Consider the following 17,577-nt stretch of genomic DNA (forward strand, 5'->3'; position numbering starts at 1 on the left):
AACGCACCGCCGCGGACGTCCGCGGCGGACCGAATTCGACGGCCGCGGCAGCCGATATACCGGTGGCGTCAGGAGCCGTGCCCCCGGCCTGTTCTGAACACCTGCACAGGACATCTCAACCGATGTCTTACAAGCCAGACCTTCCTGTATCTTTCTCGGCATGACTCAGACGGAGCACTTCGTACTCGCGAAGCGTTACCGCCTGCTCCATGCACTCGGACACGGGGCGATGGGCACGGTGTGGCGCGCCCACGACGAGCTCCTCGAGCGCGACGTCGCGATCAAGGAGATCCGCTTCCCCGCGGAGCTCGACGAGAACGAGCGCGTCGTGTTCTACCGGCGCACGCTGCGCGAGGCTCGCGCGCCCGCCAGGGTCAAGCACAAGTCGATCATCGAGGTGTACGACGTCGTCCAGGAGCACGCCAGGCCCTGGATCGTCATGGAGCTCATCGAGGCCCCGACCCTCGAACAGCACATCAAGAACCAGGGACCGCTGCGTCCGGAGGAGGCCGCGGCCCTCGGCCGGCAGCTCGTCGACGCCCTCGACGAGGCGCACGAGGCCGGGGTCCTGCACCGCGACATCAAGCCGTCCAACGTGCTGCTCGCCCCCGGACGGGTCGTGCTGACCGACTTCGGGCTCGCCGTCACCAACGGCTCCTCCACGCTGACCAAGGCCGGGACCTTCGTGGGCTCCCCCGCCTATGTCGCGCCCGAGGTGGCCAGGGGCGAGAAGGCCACGCCCGAGTCGGACCTGTGGTCCCTCGGCGCGACCCTCTACACCGCCGTCGAGGGGCGTCCGCCGTTCGACCACGAGAACGTCATGGCCACGTTGTCGGCCGTCCTGACCGACAACCCCGCCCCCACCCAGCGGGCGGGCGAGCTCGGCCCGGTGATCAGCGGGCTGCTCCAGCGCAACCCCAAGAAGCGCCTGAACCACGCCAAGCTGATCGAGCGGCTCGAACGGGCGGCCACCCCCCGGCGCTCGTCCGCGGGCATGACCATCCCGCCGGAGCAGAGCCTGACCTCGCCGTCGCTGAGCGGCAGCGCGCTGCCCAGCCGCCGCAGCGGGGCGCACCGGGCCCGGCAGAGCTCGGCCGCCCGGTTCCGGCCCTTCATCGTGGCCGGGCTGCCCGTGGTCGGCGTCGTCGCGGTGATCGTCGCGGTGTTCGCGTTCTCCGGCGGCGACGAGCAGGAACCGGGCGGCGCTCTCACCCAGACCGAGTCCCCGACCCAGGTCAGCGCCAGCCCGGACGCCCTGACGATCGCGGCCAGGGGCGGCGACTGCGCCATAACGATCACCGGCGGCGGCCCGAACCGCGACGAGGTCCTCACCCAGACCGTCACCTCGGGCGGCACCTTCATCTACAACAAGCGCCCGGCGAACGTCACGGTCAGCGACGCGAACACCTGCAAGGTGACGATCGGCGGCGAGCTCCAGTCCACGGACGACGGCCTGAGCTTCAAGATTCCCGCAAAACCCTGAAGCCGCACCGGGCATGACGCCCCGCTCACGGTACAAGCGTGATCATCAGATCCACGCTCGTATCGGAGGCGCCCCATGCCCGGCAGACCGCTCGCCGCACTCATCCTGATCCCGCTGGCCCTCTCGGGCTGCGCCCAGGCCACCAACGCCGAGCCGCGCGTCCCGGCCGGGACCGGGGCCGCCGGGCCCGCCTGCCCGGACAAGCCGGCCGGCGGGCACGCCAGGGCCCGTTTCAAGGCGGCCGTGTTCCCGGCCATCGACGCGCTGCGCGAGGGCGTCGTGGCCCCGATCGGCTCCGGTCGCGGCGCCGACATCGTGGTCCGCACCATGGCCGCCCGGTCGAACACGGGCGTGCTGGCCTCGCTGCGCCGGGCCAGGGCGGCCGCCGTCACCGACCCGGTGCTCTGCCGCTCGCTCACGCCCCCGATCGACGCCCTGCTCAAGACCGTCGGCGAGCTCGGCGCCTCGCTGAGGACGACCAGGCCCGACGCCGCCGCCGCCCGTACCGCCGGAGCCGAGGCCGACGCTCTCAGGGCCGCCGCGGCCAAGCTGGGGCTGCGGAACCGGCCCCGGCAGATGTGACCGATCAGCCGCGCGGAATCCGGCCGGGACGATCGTAGGCTGAGGCCATGAGCGATTTCCGGATCGAGCACGATTCCATGGGCGAGGTCAGGGTCCCCGCGGCGGCGAAATGGCGGGCGCAGACCCAGCGGGCGGTCGAGAACTTCCCGATCTCCGGGCAGCGGATCTCCCGGGCGCACATCGCGGCGCTCGGGCAGATCAAGGCGGCGGCGGCCCTGGCCAACGCCGAACTGGGCGTGCTGGACAAGGAGAAGGCCGACGGCATCGTCGAGGCGGCCCTGGAGGTCGCCGCCGGCGGCTGGGACGCCGAGTTCCCCATCGACGTCTTCCAGACCGGCTCCGGCACCTCCTCGAACATGAACGCCAACGAGGTGATCGCGACCCTGGCGGCCGAGCGGGGCGTCGAGGTCCACCCCAACGACCACGTCAACGCCTCGCAGTCGTCGAACGACGTGTTCCCCTCCTCCATCCACCTCGCGGCGGCCGCGTCGATCACCTACGAGCTGATCCCGTCGCTGCGGGTGCTGGAGGCCTCTCTCGCGCGTAAGGGCGCCGAGTTCGCCGAGGTCGTCAAGAGCGGCCGCACCCATCTCATGGACGCCACCCCGGTGACGCTCGGCCAGGAGTTCGGCGGCTACGCCGCGCAGGTCGGCTTCGGGATCGAGCGGCTGGAGGGGGTGCTCCCCCGGCTCGGTGAGCTGGCGCTGGGCGGAACGGCCGTGGGCACCGGCATCAACGCACCGGCCGGTTTCGCGGCCCGGGTGGTGGAGCTGCTGGTCGAGCGGACGGGCCTGCCGCTGCGGGAGGCCCGGGACCACTTCGAGGCGCAGGGCTCCCAGGACGGCCTGGTCGAGGCCAGCGGCGTGCTGCGCACCATCGCGGTCGGCCTCAACAAGATCGCCAACGATCTGCGCTGGATGGGCTCAGGCCCGCGGGCCGGGCTCGCCGAGATCCGTCTTCCCGACCTCCAGCCGGGCTCCTCGATCATGCCGGGCAAGGTCAATCCGGTGCTGCCGGAGGCGGTCTGCATGGTCGCCGCCCAGGTGATCGGCAATGACGCCGCGATCGCGTTCGGCGGGGCCTCGGGGGCGTTCGAGCTGAACGTCCAGCTTCCGATGCTGGCCAGGAACCTGCTGGAGTCGATCGCCCTGCTGGCGAACGTCACGCGGCTGCTGGCGGAGCGCTGTGTCGACGGGATCGAGGCCGACGCCGACCGCTGCCGCGAGTACGCCGAGGGCTCACCGTCGATCGTCACCCCGCTGAACAGGTACCTGGGCTACGAGGAGGCGGCGGTCGTCGCCAAGCAGGCCCTGAAGGAGCGCAGGACGATCCGTGAGGTCGTGATCGAGCGCGGGCACGTGGAGAGCGGCGCCCTGTCCCTGGAGGACCTGGACGCCGCCCTCGACGTTCTCGGCATGACTCGGTAGCTTCCGCGCATCAGTACCAGTGCGTCGCCCCCCAGTGCGCCCACGCGGCGCACGGGGAGCCGTAGCGGTAGCGGATGTAGCGAAGGCCCCATCTGATCTGGGTCCTCGGATTCGTCGCCCAGTCGGGCCCCGCGCTGGCCATCTTCGAGCCGGGCATCGCCTGCGGGATGCCGTGGGCGCCCGAGCCGCCGTTGTGCGAGTGCTGGTTCCAGCCGCTCTCCTTGGCCCACAGCCGGTTCAGGCAGCGCCAGTGCGGGCGCGACCAGCCGAACCTCTCCACCAGCTCGCGGCCGATGGCCTTGTTCCGCCGGACCGGTGAGTGCCTGCGGTGGGACATCAGCTTGAGGACGCGGTCCTCATGGACCCTGCCGTGAACCCGCGACGCCATTCCCGGCAGCTGCGCCTCGGCCGACGGGGCCGAGACGGTCAGGAGCCCGGCGGCCGTGAGAACGACGGCGGCCGCGCTGACCAGCTTGCCGAGTTCGGTGCTGCGTAGATGGATCAAAGTGGTTCCTTCGTTTGTCACGGCACCGGCCATGCCGCGGACAGCTACCGCCCCGGTCGACGCGGCCGTAAGGCGACCGGGCGTCTGGCATGCGGACATGCCGTGACGAGGTCCTGGCCGTTTCCGGCGCGGACCGTCGGGGCGCTTGCGGAGCGCCGGGCACGGAACCCGGCACTCCGCTCACCGTGCGTGGTGACACGGCACGTAGCGTGACCGCCGAAGGCACACTTGGATCCTGTTTCACCATGATCGAAACCGGTTTTTTGCCGTCGGCCTGTGCGGTCCTGACCATGGCTACTCGATCTTGACCTGGTGCGGCCCCGAGGCTTAGTACCAGCCGCTGGAGCGCCAGTGGTTCCAGCCGCCACAGGGAGTGCCGTAACGTCCCTTGATGTACCGAAGGCCCCACTTGATCTGGGTCTTGGGGTTGGTGCGCCAGTCCTTGCCCGCCGTGCGCATCTTGGAGGCCGGGAGGGCCTGCGGGATGCCGCCCGCACCGCTGGAGCGGTTGTAGGACTTGTGGTTCCAGTTCGATTCCTTGGTCCACAGCAGCACGAGGCACTTCTGCTGCCGCTTCGACCAGCCGCGCTTCGCCACCATCTTCTTGGCGATCGCGATGTTCCGCTGCTTGCGGGTCTTCTTCTTGACCTTCTTCTTCGCCGCCTTCTGGACGGTCGCCACCTTGGCGACGGTCTGGGGCGTTGCAGCCTCTGCGGGGAGAACGGTGCCCATCGTCAGGGTCATCCCGGCTGCGGCCGTAACGACCGCGGTGCGCAATCCGATGGAACGGTTACGGGGGGCCTGGGGGGAAATCCGTCCAACGCGGGGGTTGCGGAGCAAGAGAGGGATCCTTCCGTCAGCCCGACGCCGGTCGCGTCTCGCGGGCAGGGTCCACCCCGGGCAGAGCTGTCGCAGGACATCACGACGAACCGGGCTCCGGAGGGGCGCGCCGAAGGGGCGCAGCGCGGGTCGGTGACCCGCTCATCCGGGGTGGATGCGGCGAGGGAGGCAGGAGGCCTCTGTGCGGCTCGCCGCTATGTGGTTGTGAGTCCCGCCACGGTGCGGGGTTCGTTCGGGAGGAAGGCGTGCTTCGTCCCCACCCGGGCTCACAGGCCCGGGAAGCTCAGTACCAGTGGTTGGCCTGGAAGTGGCCCCACGCGCCGCAGGGCGTCTTGTAGCGGCCCTTGATGTAGCCGAAGCCCCACTTGATCTGGGTGGCCGCGTCGGTCTTCCACTTCGGCCCGGCGCTCGCCATCTTGGTGCCCGGGTTGGCCTGCGGGATGCCGTAGGGGCCGTTGACGCGCCCGGCGGTGGTGCGCCAGCCGCTCTCCCGCATCCACAGGTTGTACAGGCAGCCGAACTGGGTCTTGGGGTCCCAGCCCTGGCCCGGCATGAGGCCCTTGGCGATCGCCTGGGCGGTGCCGGGGGCGACGGGCGGACCCGCGCCCTCGCTGGGGTCGTCGGCGTCGGCCGGCTCGGTCGGAGCGGCCTTCACGACGAGCTTCGGCGACTTGTCCTTGGCCGCCGCGTTCGCCGCGCGTTCCCTGCGCAGCTTCGCGTCCTGCTTCGGGTCGACCTTGACGGGCGTGGGCTTGGCGTCGGCCGGCGGCGCCAGCGTCTCCACGGCCTGCACGTCGGGCGCCTTGCCGTCGTCACCGGACGTGGCGATGGCGTAGACGGACGCCCCGAGCACCAGCACCACCGCGGCGACGGCGCCGGTCACGAAGACCCGGCCGGGGCCCGAGGGGCGCGGGGCGTAGTCGGGGACCAGCCGCACCGGACGTTCCGCCAGCTCCTCGCGCTCCAGCTCCGCCAGCGCGATCCCGGCCACCTTGACGTCCGGATACGGAGTCTCGGGACCGGCGGGATCCCAAGCCGACTGCGGCGCTTCGGACACGGTCGTGCTCCTTCCCGGCGATCAAGAGTCTCGGATCCTTCCGGGGACACACTGCCTCAGCGCCGGGGGTGCTCCGCAACCGGATCGACCGGGTTGGACATGACTCATCGTTTGTCAACTTGGTGAAATGTTGACCCAAAGCCCTGCTCGGCATGGGATTCAAGGGGTTGGTTCCGGGTTCTGTGACGTTCCTCACACTTGAACGTAACGAAACAATAAAGTCACGCTATGTAGGCAAACGACCCGCCATCCGGGGCGAACCAGATGACGGGCCGTGCACTTCTCCTTACCCGGGGTTACTCGTTGAGCATCTCCGTGACCAGTGCGGCGATCGGGGAACGCTCGGAACGCGTCAGGGTGACGTGCGCGAACAGGGGGTGCCCCTTCAGCCGCTCGACCACCGCGGCGACGCCGTCATGCCGTCCGACCCGCAGGTTGTCGCGCTGGGCGACGTCGTGGGTGAGGACGACCCGGCTGTTCTGCCCGATCCGGGACAGCACGGTCAGGAGCACTCCGCGCTCCAGCGACTGCGCCTCGTCGACGATCACGAACGAGTCGTGCAGCGAGCGGCCGCGGATGTGGGTCAGGGGCAGGACCTCCAACATGCCACGGTCCAAAACCTCCTCGATGACCTCCGGGGTCGTCACGGCCGAGAGGGTGTCGAAGACGGCCTGCGCCCAGGGCGACATCTTGTCGTTCTCGGAGCCGGGCAGGTATCCCAGCTCCTGCCCGCCGACCGCGTACAGCGGGCGGAAGACGACGACCTTGCGGTGCTGGCGGCGCTCCATGACGGCCTCCAAGCCCGCGCACAGGGCCAGCGCCGACTTGCCGGTGCCCGCCCGGCCGCCGAGGGAGATGATGCCCACCTCGTCGTCCAGGAGGAGATCGAGGGCGACCCGCTGCTCGGCCGAGCGGCCCCGCAGCCCGAACGCCTCACGGTCGCCCTTGACGAGTTTGACGCTCTTGTCGGGCATGACCCGGCCGAGGGCCGAGCCGCGCTCCGACAGCAGCCTCAGGCCCGTGTGGGTGGGCAGCCCGCTCGCCTGGTCGTGATCGACCCGCCCGCCGTCGTACAGCTCCTCCACGACGGCGGCGCCGACCTCCAGCTCCCGCATCCCGGTCCAGCCGGTCTCGACGGTCATCTCCGCCCGGTACTCCTCGGCGGTGAGACCGACCGCGGAGGCCTTGACGCGCAGCGGCAGGTCCTTGGAGACCAGGACGACGTCCTTGCCCTCCTTGGCCAGCCACGCCGCTACGGACAGGATCCGGGTGTCGTTGTCGCCGAGCCGGAAGCCGTCCGGGAGGACGGACGGATCGGAGTGGTTGAGCTCGACCTGGAGCGTGCCGCCATGCTCGCCGATCGGCAGGGCATCGTCCAGGCGGCCGTGTTCCAGCCTCAGGTCGTCCAGGGCGCGGAGCGCCTGCCGGGCGAAGTAGCCCAGCTCGGGGTGATCCCGCTTGGATTCGAGCTCGGTGATGACGACGATCGGGAGTACGACCTCGTGTTCGGCGAACCTGGTGATCGCGGCCGGGTCCGCGATGAGGACGCTGGTGTCGAGGACGTAGGTGCGAACTGCGGTGGCAGGACGCGTGGAGGGTGTGCCCACTCGCTCTCCTTCGGACGCCTGAAAGGCGCCCTTACCTGGGGGATTGCTGCTATGACAACGAACTGCCTCCCGCGAATGACACAACCCCGACATGACAGAAGCATGACGGGGCTGTGAACTCTGCTGAAGGGCTTACGTGCCGTAGCGACGGTGCCGCGCGGCGTAGGAACGGAGCGCGCGAAGGAAATCGACTCTGCGGAAGTCGGGCCAGTGGACGTCGCAGAAGTGGAATTCCGAATGGGCGCTCTGCCAGAGCAGGAAGCCGGAGAGGCGCTGCTCTCCCGAGGTCCGGATGACCAGATCCGGGTCGGGCTGACCGCGCGTGTAGAGATGCTCAGCGATGTGCTCAACATCGAGGACTTCGGCGAGCTCCTCGATGCTGGTGCCTTTGCTCGCCTGCTCGTGGAGCAGGGAGCGAACCGCATCAGCGATCTCACGTCTACCTCCATACCCAACCGCGACGTTCACAATCAGGCCGTCGGCGGTGGATGTGGATTCCCCGGCATCTTTCAGGACACCAGCGGTTTTGTCGGGCAGCAGATCGAGGGCTCCGACGGGCCTGACGTGGTACCCGGCGGCGGCCAGCCCCTGCACGGTGGTCTCGATGATGCGCAGGAGCGGGTCGAGCTCCACGGCCGGGCGCAGCAGGTTGTCGGTCGAGAGCAACCAAAGTGTGACGACCTCGACACCCGCCTCGGAGCTCCAGGCGAGGAGTTCGGAGATCTTGTGGGCGCCGACCTGGTGGCCGTCGTTGACGTTGGCCATGCCCATCTCGCGGGCCCAGCGGCGGTTGCCGTCGAGGATCACGCCGACATGCCGGGGCACCTGATCCTTGGGAAGATCGCCCTCGACCCGGCTCTCGTACAGTTTGTAAGCGGCGTCCCTGATGGCCGAGTACGGTCGGCTGCGCTTGATCCGGGACTTGACGCTCCGCTTGACCTCCATGGGCGATCATCCCTCCTCAGCCGTCCTCGCGGCTCATTATCGCCCGTAACCCTCGATCGCCCTAACGATCGCAGTGAGGACATCGTCGAGGAAGGCGGACAGTTCCCGCTCGGTGAGGATGACACGGACACCCGATCCGTTCTCTCCCCACGCCTCGATGATCGCTTTTCTCTCGATCGCCCAGCGGCTGCTGCCCCCGTCCCAGCGGGGCGCGGAGCGCACCACGCACCGCATCTCCGAGGCTCCGGGACCGCGCCCCGAGGGCTCGAAGGCGAACAGCTCCCCCTCCGCGGCCTCACCGAGCCTGGCGGCGGCCCGCTCCAGGAAGTAGCCGCATCCGTGGCCCACGGTGCCGAACGGGCGGCCGTCGCGGCTCAGTTCGAGCCTGGCCTCGTAGGGCCGCCCCGTACTGTCCGTCGCCGGTACCGGCCTGACCATGAGCGACGATCCGTCCACACAGCGCAATGCCCCCATGCAGGGGGCATACCCACCTTCCCGGCACGCACCCGCGTGTCCCGTCCGGAGGCGCGCCCGCTCAGAGGCGGGGGCCGGCCGCCCGGGCGCGCTCGACGTGGCTGAGGGCCTCGCGGAGTTCGGCGAGCCACTCGTCGGCGTTCTTGCCGACGAGCCGGACGCACCAGGCGAGGGCGTCGGAGCGGGACCGGGCGACGCCGGAGTCCACGAGGGTGTCGAGGACGATCCGCTCGGGCTGGCGGAGCCGGGTCATGACCGGCACGGACAGGTTGGTGAACATCTCGGTGTGGCCCTCGCAGGCCGCCCCCCAGGAGACCTTCCGCTGGAAGCGGTGCTCGGCCTCGCGGGCGATGACGATGCGCTGGTCGCGGGTGTCCTCGCGGAACCGCGCGACGGTGCCGGCGGCGAGACCGGCCCGCTCGGCCTCCTCGGCGCCTTCGGGGAAGTCCGGTGCGGGCAGGACGCCGACGACGGCGATCTCCTCGCGATCGACGATGACCTCCGGGGCGCCGGTGAACCAGCCGTCCGGGAGGCGGCCGGCGAACCAGCCGCGAAGCTGCGCCTGCACTTCACTTGTATCCATGTAATCAGAATTACATGGGATCCCCGCTTTGCCCAGCACGGGGGCGCGCTTGACATGGACTCGAATTTGGAAGTTACTATCAAAATATAGAAACAACCATATGGGAGCCTCCCTCATGAAGAGCCGCTGGTGGGTGCTCGTCGCCCTCGTCCTCACCGTGACGGTCGTCAGCCTCGACCTGACCGCCCTCAACGTCGCCCTGCCGACCCTCGCCGACGACCTCGGCGCGAGCACCGGCGACCTGCAATGGATCATCGACTCCTACACGCTCGTCTCGGCCACCCTCCTCATCCCCGCCGGGCTCCTCGGCGACCGCTACGGCCGCAAGCGCGTGCTGCTCATCGGGCTCGCCCTGTTCTTCGCGGGATCGGCGATGGCCACCCTCACCGGCGGCTCCGGCGGGCTGATCTCCGCCCGGACCTTCATGGGCCTCGGCTCGGCGATCATCACCCCGATGGCGCTGTCGGTCCTGCTGGCGACCTTCCCCCGTGACGAGCAGCCCCGGGCCCAGGCGATCTGGGCGGGGGCGAGCTTCCTCGGGCTGCCGCTCGGGCCGATCCTCGGCGGCTGGCTGCTGGACCACTTCTGGTGGGGCTCGATCTTCCTGATCAACCTGCCCGCCACCGCCGCCGCCTTCGCGGCCGTCCTGTTCCTGGTGCGCGAGTCGAAGTCCGAGCGGCGGCCGCGGCTCGACCTCCCGGCGATCGTCCTGTCCACCGGCGGCCTGCTCGCCCTGGTCTTCGCCGCGATCGAGCAGCCGGAGCACGGCTGGGGCGCCCTCCTCGTCTGGGGCCCGCTGGCCGGCGGGGCCGCCGCGCTGGTCCTGTTCGTGCTGTGGACCCGGCGCAGCGACGATCCGCTCGTCGACCTCGGGCTCTTCCGCGACCGCGCCTTCATGGGCGGGACGGTCCCGGCGATCACCCTCACCCTCGTGATGTTCGGCGTGATGTTCGTGACGCCGCAGTACTTCCAGGGTCTGCTCGGCACCGGCGCGCTGGGCACCGGCCTCAGCGGGCTGCCGATGATCGGCGGGCTGGTCGTCGGCGCGAAACTCGCGCCCCGCCTGGCCGGGCGGTTCGGGACGCGGCCGATCCTGGTCGGAGGGATGCTGACGATGGCCGCCGGCTGCCTCGCCGGGACCTTCACCGGTCACTCCTACGGATTCGTCGCCGGCTGGCTGACCGCGTTCGGGCTCGGCATCGGGCTGGTGCTGCCCGTCGCGATGGCCCAGGCCCTCGGCGCCCTCACGGTGGAACGCGCCGGGATCGGCTCCGGGCTGCTCATGACCCTGCGGATGGTCGGCGGCGCGTTCGGCGCGGCGATCCTCGGCAGCCTGCTGGCCTCCGCCCTCGGCGGCCGTCCCGTGGCGGCGGCGCAGGAGTCCTTCCTCACCGGCATGGACCACGTGCTGTGGACGTGCACGGGGCTGCTGCTCGTGACCGTCGTCATCACCCTGGCGATCAGCCCGTCCCCGGAGGGCGCGAGTGTTGGACAATCGAGGGATGAGCACCTCGTCGCTTGACCGCCTTCCGCTGCGGGAGCGCAAGAAGCTGAAGACCCGCAGGGCGATCCAGGAGCACGCCCTGCGGCTCTTCGCCGCCCACGGGTACGACGCCACCACGGTCGAGCAGATCGCCGAGGCCGCCGAGATCTCGCCGAGCACCTTCTTCCGCTACTTCCCCACCAAGGAGGACGTGGTCGTCACCGACGAGTACGACCCGCTCATGGAGGCGATGTACCGCGAGCGGGCCGCCGACGAGGATCCGGTCGAAGGCCTGCGGGAGATGTTCCAGACGGCGCTCGGCGAAATGATCGTCGGCCCCGACCGGGACCGGCTGCTGGCGCGGGTCAAGCTGATCCAGTCGGTGCCCGCCCTGCGCGCCCGGGCCTGGGACATCCAGCAGCAGGGCAGCCACGGCATCCTCATCGAGCTGCTGAGCGAACGCCTCGGACGCGACCGGAACGACTTCCAGGTCCAGCTGTTCGTCGGCGCCCTGATCGGAATGATCAGCACGATCAGCTACTACTGGGCCGACGGAGACGGGGCCGAGGACCTGGGCGAGCTGTTCCGCCGCGGCTTCGACCTGCTTCAGGCCGGCTTCCCGCTGGCGGCGCAGGAGGGCTGACGCCCGTCGCTAGCCCAGCGTCCTGGCGAGCTGGGCGGCGGCGCCGCGGTTGACCCGCACCGCGCCCTTGAAGTTGGTGAGATAGACCTTCTGGATCTTGACGAAGTCGCCGGTGTGCGGCGCGACCAGCATCTGGTTCCCGCCGATGTAGATCGCGATGTGCGAGATCCGTCCCGGCGCCGACGGGTCGTTCGCCCAGATCAGCAGGTCGCCCGGCTGGGCCTGCGCGAACGGCAGCCACGGGCCCGTCCTGGCCTGGTCCTCCGCGACGCGCGGCATCTTGATCCCGGCCTGGGCGAACGCCCACTGGACGAGCCCCGAGCAGTCGTAACCGCCCTCGGCGTCGGACTCCCCGCCCCACACGTAGGGCCAGCCGATCTTCGTGTAGCCCGCGTTGATGGACCTGCTGATCTCCGCGGCCGACAGGTAGGCGCCGCCGGAGGAACCGCCCGCGAAGTCGAAGCTCGGATTGAGCACCTGGACGGTCGCCGCCTTCTTCGGCAGCACCTTCTCCAGCGCCTTCTTCAGCTTCGTGAGGTCCTTGCGCTTCCCGCCGACCAGCATGACGTTGTCCTTCGTCATGCCGATCCGCTGCGCCGTGGTCTTCGACACGACCGCGTCGACCCCGCTGACGCCCATCGTCGCGTAGGCGCCGACCCGGGCCTGCGAGGCGTGCGTGGTCCCCGCGATCGACACCTGGTCGCGCAGCTTCACCCCGCCGTCGCTGTGCAGAACGAAGGAGACCGCGACGTCGCCCGCGGCGATGTTCTGCCACAGGTCGTTGCTCTTGGCGGTCCGGTCGGGGGTGAAGTTGCGGAAGGTCGACGGATCGACCCCGAACACCCCCACCCACTTGTCGCCGAGCTTGGCCTTGTTGCCGTAGACGAGGTCGGCGCCGGTCACGCCCTTGACCCGCTTGACCCGCTCCAGGGCGTCCGCGGGGAACGCTCCGCCCTTGGCCGTGATCATGAACTGGGGCTCGATCTTCCGGCTGAACTTCGCCACCCCGAGCGACGACCCGTTGGCCGTCGCGACGAGCCGCTCACTGGAGCCCTTCGGCTGCTCGGCCACCTGCGGCCTGCTCGCCTGCGCCGCCAGCATCGCGACGCCGGTCGAGAGGGTGATGGCGATGGTCACGCCGATGGTCGTCGGAACAGCTCGACGGTTCGACGGCCTGCGCACACTCACCCGCATTCTCAAGACGCCTTCTCGGGACGGACCGGAACCACTGACCCTAGAACGTGATCCGCCCCACTGCAAATATTGACAACGAATCTAATTCTGCAGTTCCCTCGCCAGTTCGGCGGGGGTCGTCACCGGCATCCGGCAGGCGAAATCGCGGCACACGTACGCCGCGGGTGCCCCCGCCACCAGTCCGCGACCGGCCAGGAGCGGGATCTCCTCCCCCTGTCCGACCGTCACGACCGTACCGGGCGAAACCGACATCAGGGCCGTCCGATGCAGAGCTTTCGTCCGCTCGTCATCCAGCGGCCCCACCACGGCCACCTCCAGCGGACCCCGCAACGCCGCGGCGGCCACGGCCAGCCCCCACCCCGCGAACCTGGCGTGCTTGCCCGCCAGCACGCTCACCGGCCCGAGCGCACCGAGCGCGGCGTCCCGGTGCTCCTGCGACCCGGTCAGCGCCGCATACGACAGCAGCGCCCCCGCCGCCGCGAACCGCCCCGACGGCGTCGCGTTGTCGGTCGGATCCTTCGGCCGCTGGAACAGCGCCTCGGCGTCGTCCGCGGTGTCGTAGAACCCGCCCTGCCCGTCACCGAAGTGCGCCAGCACCGCGTCGAGCAGCACCCCCGCACGCGTCACGTACTCGGCCCTCCCGGTGACACCGTGCAGCGCGATCAGCCCCTCGGCCACGTTCGCGTAGTCCTCGAGGACGCCCGCGTTCCGCCCCGCGGCCCCGTCCCGCGACGTCCGCAGGATCCTGCCGCCGACCACGTGCAGCCGTTCCAGCAGCCCGGCCGCCCGCTCCGCGGCCTCGACCAGATCCGGCCGCCCGAAAAGCGCGCCGCACTCGGCGAGCGCCGCGATCGCCAGCCCGTTCCACGCCGCGACGACCTTGTCGTCGCGCGCGGGCCACACCCGCTCGGCCCGGGCGGCGAACAGCGCTGCCCGCAACTCCTCCGGCAGCTCACCCGACAGGAGCTGAAGGGTGGACGCCCCGTGCTCGAAGGTCCCCTCCTCGGTGACGTTCAGCAGCCCGGCCGCCCTGCGCCCGTCCTCCTCGCCCAGGACCTCGGCGAGCTGGGCGGGCGTCCAGGCGTAGAACCGCCCCTCGACGCCCTCGCTGTCGGCGTCCATCGCCGAGGCGAAGCCGCCCTCGGGGGTGCCGAGTTCGCGCACCATCCAGTCGCAGGTCTCCAGCGCGATCCGGCGGGCGAGCGGCGAACCGTCCTTGCGCCACCAGTGGGCGTACACGCGCGCCAGCAGCGCGTTGTCGTAGAGCATCTTCTCGAAGTGCGGAACGACCCATCCGGCGTCGACGCTGTAGCGCGCGAACCCGCCCCCGAGCTGGTCGTACATGCCTCCGCGCGCCATCGCCTCGAGCGTCGCGGCGGCCATCCCACCGGGGTCGCCGCGGCGCAGCAGGAACTCCAGCACCATGGACGGCGGGAACTTCGGCGCCCCGCCGAACCCCGCGTTCACCGCGTCGAACCCCTGCTCCAGCGACACGACGGCCTCGTCGAGCGCGGCCTCGTCGGGCGCGGGCCCCACCAGCGCGCTCTCCTGCCCGCCAAGCGCCGCGACGACCTGCTGCCCCTGCTCGACCAGCTCGCCCCGCTGCTCCTCCCAGGCCTTCGCCACAGCGTTGAGCAGCGCCTGGAACCGCGGCCTGGGAAAGTAGGTCCCGCAGTAGAACGGATGCCCCTCCGCCGTCATGAACACGGTCATGGGCCACCCGCCCTGCCCCGTCAGCGCCTGCGTCGCCTCCATGTAGACGGCGTCGACATCCGGCCGCTCCTCCCGATCGACCTTCACGTTGACGAACAACGCGTTCATCATCCGCGCCGTCTCCACGTCCTCGAAGCTCTCATGCGAAAAAACGTGACACCAGTGGCACGCGGCGTACCCCACACTGAGCAGGATCGGCACATCGCGGCGGCGAGCCTCCTCGAACGCCTCCTCTCCCCAGGGGAACCAGTCGACGGGATTGTCCGCGTGCTGGAGCAGATACGGGCTCGTCGAGTCCTTGAGGCGGTTCATAGGGCCACCTTAATCACGGCGCTTCGCGGACCCGGCGCCACGATGGCCGTCCGGGAAATGTCAGCGTCACCGTCTAACGGTGTGCTTCGATGCGGCCGGCGGCAGGACGGCGACGTGTGCGGCACCGTCATGGCGGCCTGTGCGACGCGGACGGGAAGGTCCAGGTACCGGTACACGTGCCGGCCGAAGTCCGATGGTGGATGCGCGGGGTCCGGAGTGTCCGGCGAATGGATCGACGAGCAGGTCTTCGACCTCATCGTCGCCCGTCATCGCGGGTCCGAGGCCGCTCGCACCGAGGTCCCGTATGACGCCGGGCTCCTGGAACTCCAGGCCCTCCGAACACGCCTTGCCGAGGTGGAGACCGCCTGGCGCGAGGGACTCGTCTCGACAGAACTGTTCCTCCGGAACGCCGGCGCGCTCGAGCGGCTCATCGAGAGATCCGCCCACGCGAGCGATGACGGACAGGCGCTCCTGGCGATGCGTCTCGCGACAGCCGAGGATCTCAGGTCACGCTGGAATGCCCCGGTCGACCGGGGGCGGCCACCCGCTCTCCCTGCGAAGGCGCCTTGTCGAGGCCTATCTCGAGACCGTCCATGTGTTCCCTGTGGGCAAGGGGACCCAACGGCGCGGCCCGGAGGGCTATCAGCCTGTGTGGAGGTCTCAGCCCCGCTGGAACGACGGGGGGAGGCGATAGATGCGGACCCAGTCGACGTGCATGGTCACCCGGGTGGGGGTGGCGGGGTTGCGGCACTGGGTGCGGGAGTAGCAGCTGACGTCGTTCTGCAGGGCCAGGTGCATGTCGGCTCTCTGGGGGATGTTCTTGCCCTTGTAGGTCCAGACCTTGCGGCCGTCGAGGGAGAAGGTGATGGATCGGGGGAGCCATTCGAGGGTGTAGGTGTGCCAGCGGGTGAAGGTGCCGCGGAGCATCCTGGAGCGGGTGGTGTCGTTCCTGCCCTTGTGGATGAAGAGACCGGCGACGCGGCGGCGGGGGTCGGGGATCTCGGCGAAGTTGATCTCGGCCCATTCGGGGGCGCCTTGGCGGGTGGGCCACAGGAGCATGACGGCCGAGTAGCCGGCGCCGGGGTCGGCCTTCATCCGGGCCTCCCAGCGGCCGAACGTCTGGGCCAGGTGGGTGGCCAGGCCGCCGGACAGGTCCCTGCCGCCGTAGAGGGCGCCGGTCAGGTGGAGGGCGCCGTCGCTGACGGTCGTGGCCCTGGCCGTGCGGGGGTTGGATCCCGTCGGGTCGTCGTAGACGGCCCACTTGCCGGGGTTGACGTGGTCGGAGTCGAAGTCGTCCGACAGCACCGGACGGCCCCAGTCGATGACCCGCTCCGCCCCGGCCGGCGGCGCCCACTTGGGGTAGAGCTCCGGGACGGGCCAGGTCGGCTGGAGAGCCAGGACGGCCGAGACCGCGAGGGGGACGGCCGTGAGCGGACCGAGAAGGGGCATACCGTCCATGGAAACCCCAGGGATCGGGGCTTCGAGTCCTGCTTTACCGAATTCGTCTAGGCGGTTTGGGCGCTCGTGACCGTCGCCGCCTCGGCGTTGGCGCGCGAGCGCACCAGGACGGCGTCCCAGGACGCGACCATGACGAGCACCAGGAGCACCGCCACCCCCAGCAGCACCGGGGAGAGCAGCGGATACGCGACGGCGAGCAGAGCCAGCGACCCGAGCGCCACCAGGCGGGGGCTCGACCACTGGCCGAAAACGGTCCGCTTGAACAGCAGGTGGCCGGACAGGAAGAGCGCCGCGCCGCCGATCACGACGGCCGCCGTGCCCGCGGTCGTGTGACCGGTCGGATGGGCGATGATCAGTTCGTCCCCGACGGCTCCGACGATGATCCCGGCGACCATCGGGATGTGCTCGTAGGTGTAGGCCGAGCGGCCGATGCGGCCGGGGTCGTCGCTGCTCGCGATCGCCTCGGCGGAGGCCTCGGCGGTCTGGTCGAAGTAGATCCACCACAGGGCCACGGAGCCGAGGAAGGCCAGCCCGAAGGCGACCGTCGCGGCGGGACCCGTCTCCGCGGCGGAGGCGTAGGTGACGCCGGTGACCAGGACGGACTCGCCCAGCGCGATGATCGTGAAGAGCTGGCAGCGTTCGGCCATGTGGCCGCCGTCGATCGACGACCAGTCCTCGGTCGAGGAGCGTCCGAGGCCGGGGACGGCGTATCCGGTGGGCGGCCCGGCGAGATCGACCACCGACGCGAGGATCCACAGCACGATCAGGGCGGTGCCGCCGGCGAGACCGCCCGCGAGCCAGAGCGCGCAGGCGGCGGCGATCCAGACGAGGATCCGCCGGAAGTTCGGGCCGAGCTGGGTGCCGCGCGTCGACCAGACGACGTAGAGGGTGCGCCCGACCTGGACGGCCGTGTAGCCGGCCGCGAACCACAGCCCCCTGCCCTCGAAGGCCTCGGGCACGGACGACGCCATCAGCAGCCCGGCCAGCATCACTCCGACCAGCACCATCCGGAAGACGGGGTGGTCGGGGTCGAACCAGTTCGTGGTCCAGGTGGTGTACATCCAGCACCACCAGACGGCCAGCAGGAGCAGCCCCGTCTGGAGCGCTCCGGCGACGGTCAGATGGGACAGCAGGCGGTGCGAGAGCTGAGTGACCGCGAAGACGAAGACGAGATCGAAGAACAGCTCGAAGAACGAGACCTTGGTCGGGTCGTCGTCGCCGCGGGCGCGCAGGGGGGAGGGCAGGGACACGCCCCCACCGTACTTACATGA

Annotated in this window: 16 protein-coding genes; 5 read left to right on the plus strand and 11 right to left on the minus strand. The window is 70.3% G+C overall.

Going from position 1 to position 17,577, the window contains the following annotated elements; translation table 11 throughout:
* The first annotated feature begins 160 nt into the window (after nucleotides 1-160).
* The 3 genes from ABD785_RS06330 (at nucleotide 161) to ABD785_RS06340 (ending at nucleotide 3,492) form a co-directional block, all read left to right on the plus strand.
* Nucleotides 161-1,483 carry a serine/threonine-protein kinase gene (locus tag ABD785_RS06330; RefSeq protein WP_344823167.1) on the plus strand — a complete coding sequence of 441 codons (1,323 nt, stop codon included), beginning with the start codon at nucleotides 161-163 and terminating at the stop codon, nucleotides 1,481-1,483.
* 75 nt (nucleotides 1,484-1,558) lie between these two features.
* Nucleotides 1,559-2,065 (plus strand): hypothetical protein, encoded by a 507-nt coding sequence (locus tag ABD785_RS06335; protein WP_344823168.1) that lies wholly within the window; start codon nucleotides 1,559-1,561, stop codon nucleotides 2,063-2,065.
* A gap of 47 nt (nucleotides 2,066-2,112) precedes the next feature.
* The gene (locus ABD785_RS06340) at nucleotides 2,113-3,492 is read left to right on the plus strand and encodes a class II fumarate hydratase (RefSeq protein WP_344823169.1); all 1,380 of its coding nucleotides are present in this window, start codon (nucleotides 2,113-2,115) and stop codon (nucleotides 3,490-3,492) included.
* A gap of 10 nt (nucleotides 3,493-3,502) precedes the next feature.
* On the opposite strand, the gene ABD785_RS06345 is transcribed toward ABD785_RS06340, so the two are convergent.
* From ABD785_RS06345 to ABD785_RS06375, 7 genes are all read right to left on the minus strand, one after another.
* Nucleotides 3,503-3,997 carry an aggregation-promoting factor C-terminal-like domain-containing protein gene (locus ABD785_RS06345; RefSeq protein WP_344823170.1) on the minus strand — a complete coding sequence of 165 codons (495 nt, stop codon included), beginning with the start codon at nucleotides 3,995-3,997 and terminating at the stop codon, nucleotides 3,503-3,505.
* Between the two features lie 327 nt (nucleotides 3,998-4,324).
* The gene (locus tag ABD785_RS06350) at nucleotides 4,325-4,729 is read right to left on the minus strand and encodes an aggregation-promoting factor C-terminal-like domain-containing protein (protein WP_344823172.1); all 405 of its coding nucleotides are present in this window, start codon (nucleotides 4,727-4,729) and stop codon (nucleotides 4,325-4,327) included.
* Between the two features lie 391 nt (nucleotides 4,730-5,120).
* Nucleotides 5,121-5,894 carry an aggregation-promoting factor C-terminal-like domain-containing protein gene (locus ABD785_RS06355; RefSeq protein WP_344823174.1) on the minus strand — a complete coding sequence of 258 codons (774 nt, stop codon included), beginning with the start codon at nucleotides 5,892-5,894 and terminating at the stop codon, nucleotides 5,121-5,123.
* A gap of 296 nt (nucleotides 5,895-6,190) precedes the next feature.
* Nucleotides 6,191-7,501 (minus strand): RNA 5'-3' helicase PhoH2, encoded by a 1,311-nt coding sequence (gene phoH2 / locus ABD785_RS06360; RefSeq protein WP_344823176.1) that lies wholly within the window; start codon nucleotides 7,499-7,501, stop codon nucleotides 6,191-6,193.
* Between the two features lie 132 nt (nucleotides 7,502-7,633).
* Nucleotides 7,634-8,446, minus strand: a complete 813-nt coding sequence (locus ABD785_RS06365; protein WP_344823178.1) for an isoprenyl transferase — start codon at nucleotides 8,444-8,446, stop codon at nucleotides 7,634-7,636.
* Nucleotides 8,447-8,482: 36 nt separating this feature from the next.
* A complete protein-coding gene (locus ABD785_RS06370; RefSeq protein WP_344823180.1) occupies nucleotides 8,483-8,920 on the minus strand; it encodes a hypothetical protein in 438 nt (145 codons plus the stop codon).
* 61 nt (nucleotides 8,921-8,981) lie between these two features.
* The gene (locus ABD785_RS06375) at nucleotides 8,982-9,503 is read right to left on the minus strand and encodes a hypothetical protein (RefSeq protein ID WP_344823182.1); all 522 of its coding nucleotides are present in this window, start codon (nucleotides 9,501-9,503) and stop codon (nucleotides 8,982-8,984) included.
* A 100-nt stretch (nucleotides 9,504-9,603) separates the two neighbouring features.
* Here ABD785_RS06375 and ABD785_RS06380 point away from each other — a divergent pair, with 100 nt between their 5' ends.
* Together ABD785_RS06380 and ABD785_RS06385 are read left to right on the plus strand one after the other, a co-directional pair.
* The gene (locus tag ABD785_RS06380; RefSeq protein WP_344823184.1) at nucleotides 9,604-11,025 is read left to right on the plus strand and encodes an MFS transporter; all 1,422 of its coding nucleotides are present in this window, start codon (nucleotides 9,604-9,606) and stop codon (nucleotides 11,023-11,025) included.
* Nucleotides 11,006-11,629 (plus strand): TetR family transcriptional regulator, encoded by a 624-nt coding sequence (locus ABD785_RS06385; RefSeq protein WP_344823186.1) that lies wholly within the window; start codon nucleotides 11,006-11,008, stop codon nucleotides 11,627-11,629. Before ABD785_RS06380 ends, ABD785_RS06385 begins: the two co-directional genes overlap by 20 nt.
* Nucleotides 11,630-11,638: 9 nt before the next feature.
* Here the strand turns inward: ABD785_RS06385 and ABD785_RS06390 are convergent, their stop codons facing one another.
* The 4 genes from ABD785_RS06390 to ABD785_RS06405 form a co-directional block, all read right to left on the minus strand.
* The gene (locus ABD785_RS06390) at nucleotides 11,639-12,766 is read right to left on the minus strand and encodes a C40 family peptidase (protein ID WP_344823188.1); all 1,128 of its coding nucleotides are present in this window, start codon (nucleotides 12,764-12,766) and stop codon (nucleotides 11,639-11,641) included.
* A 138-nt stretch (nucleotides 12,767-12,904) separates the two neighbouring features.
* Nucleotides 12,905-14,848 (minus strand): thioredoxin domain-containing protein, encoded by a 1,944-nt coding sequence (locus ABD785_RS06395; RefSeq protein ID WP_344823190.1) that lies wholly within the window; start codon nucleotides 14,846-14,848, stop codon nucleotides 12,905-12,907.
* A 660-nt stretch (nucleotides 14,849-15,508) separates the two neighbouring features.
* Nucleotides 15,509-16,297: a glycoside hydrolase family 16 protein gene (locus ABD785_RS06400; RefSeq protein WP_344823192.1), complete on the minus strand. Its 789-nt coding sequence runs from the start codon at nucleotides 16,295-16,297 to the stop codon at nucleotides 15,509-15,511.
* Between the two features lie 56 nt (nucleotides 16,298-16,353).
* Nucleotides 16,354-17,556: a low temperature requirement protein A gene (locus ABD785_RS06405; RefSeq protein ID WP_344823194.1), complete on the minus strand. Its 1,203-nt coding sequence runs from the start codon at nucleotides 17,554-17,556 to the stop codon at nucleotides 16,354-16,356.
* Between the last annotated feature and the right edge of the window lie 21 nt (nucleotides 17,557-17,577).

Source organism: Actinocorallia longicatena, from assembly GCF_039534125.1.
GTDB lineage: Bacteria > Actinomycetota > Actinomycetes > Streptosporangiales > Streptosporangiaceae > Actinocorallia > Actinocorallia longicatena.

Bases quoted from the DNA above. Each gene is read 5' to 3' on its own strand.
- ABD785_RS06370 (WP_344823180.1), bottom strand. From the start codon at position 8,920: ATGGGGGCATTGCGCTGTGTGGACGGATCGTCGCTCATGGTCAGGCCG.
- ABD785_RS06340 (WP_344823169.1), top strand. From the start codon at position 2,113: ATGAGCGATTTCCGGATCGAGCACGATTCCATGGGCGAGGTCAGGGTC.
- ABD785_RS06400 (WP_344823192.1), bottom strand. From the start codon at position 16,297: ATGCCCCTTCTCGGTCCGCTCACGGCCGTCCCCCTCGCGGTCTCGGCC.
- ABD785_RS06350 (WP_344823172.1), bottom strand. From the start codon at position 4,729: ATGGGCACCGTTCTCCCCGCAGAGGCTGCAACGCCCCAGACCGTCGCC.
- ABD785_RS06385 (WP_344823186.1), top strand. From the start codon at position 11,006: ATGAGCACCTCGTCGCTTGACCGCCTTCCGCTGCGGGAGCGCAAGAAG.
- ABD785_RS06395 (WP_344823190.1), bottom strand. From the start codon at position 14,848: ATGAACCGCCTCAAGGACTCGACGAGCCCGTATCTGCTCCAGCACGCG.
- ABD785_RS06365 (WP_344823178.1), bottom strand. From the start codon at position 8,446: ATGGAGGTCAAGCGGAGCGTCAAGTCCCGGATCAAGCGCAGCCGACCG.
- ABD785_RS06330 (WP_344823167.1), top strand. From the start codon at position 161: ATGACTCAGACGGAGCACTTCGTACTCGCGAAGCGTTACCGCCTGCTC.
- ABD785_RS06375 (WP_344823182.1), bottom strand. From the start codon at position 9,503: ATGGATACAAGTGAAGTGCAGGCGCAGCTTCGCGGCTGGTTCGCCGGC.
- ABD785_RS06380 (WP_344823184.1), top strand. From the start codon at position 9,604: ATGGGAGCCTCCCTCATGAAGAGCCGCTGGTGGGTGCTCGTCGCCCTC.
- ABD785_RS06335 (WP_344823168.1), top strand. From the start codon at position 1,559: ATGCCCGGCAGACCGCTCGCCGCACTCATCCTGATCCCGCTGGCCCTC.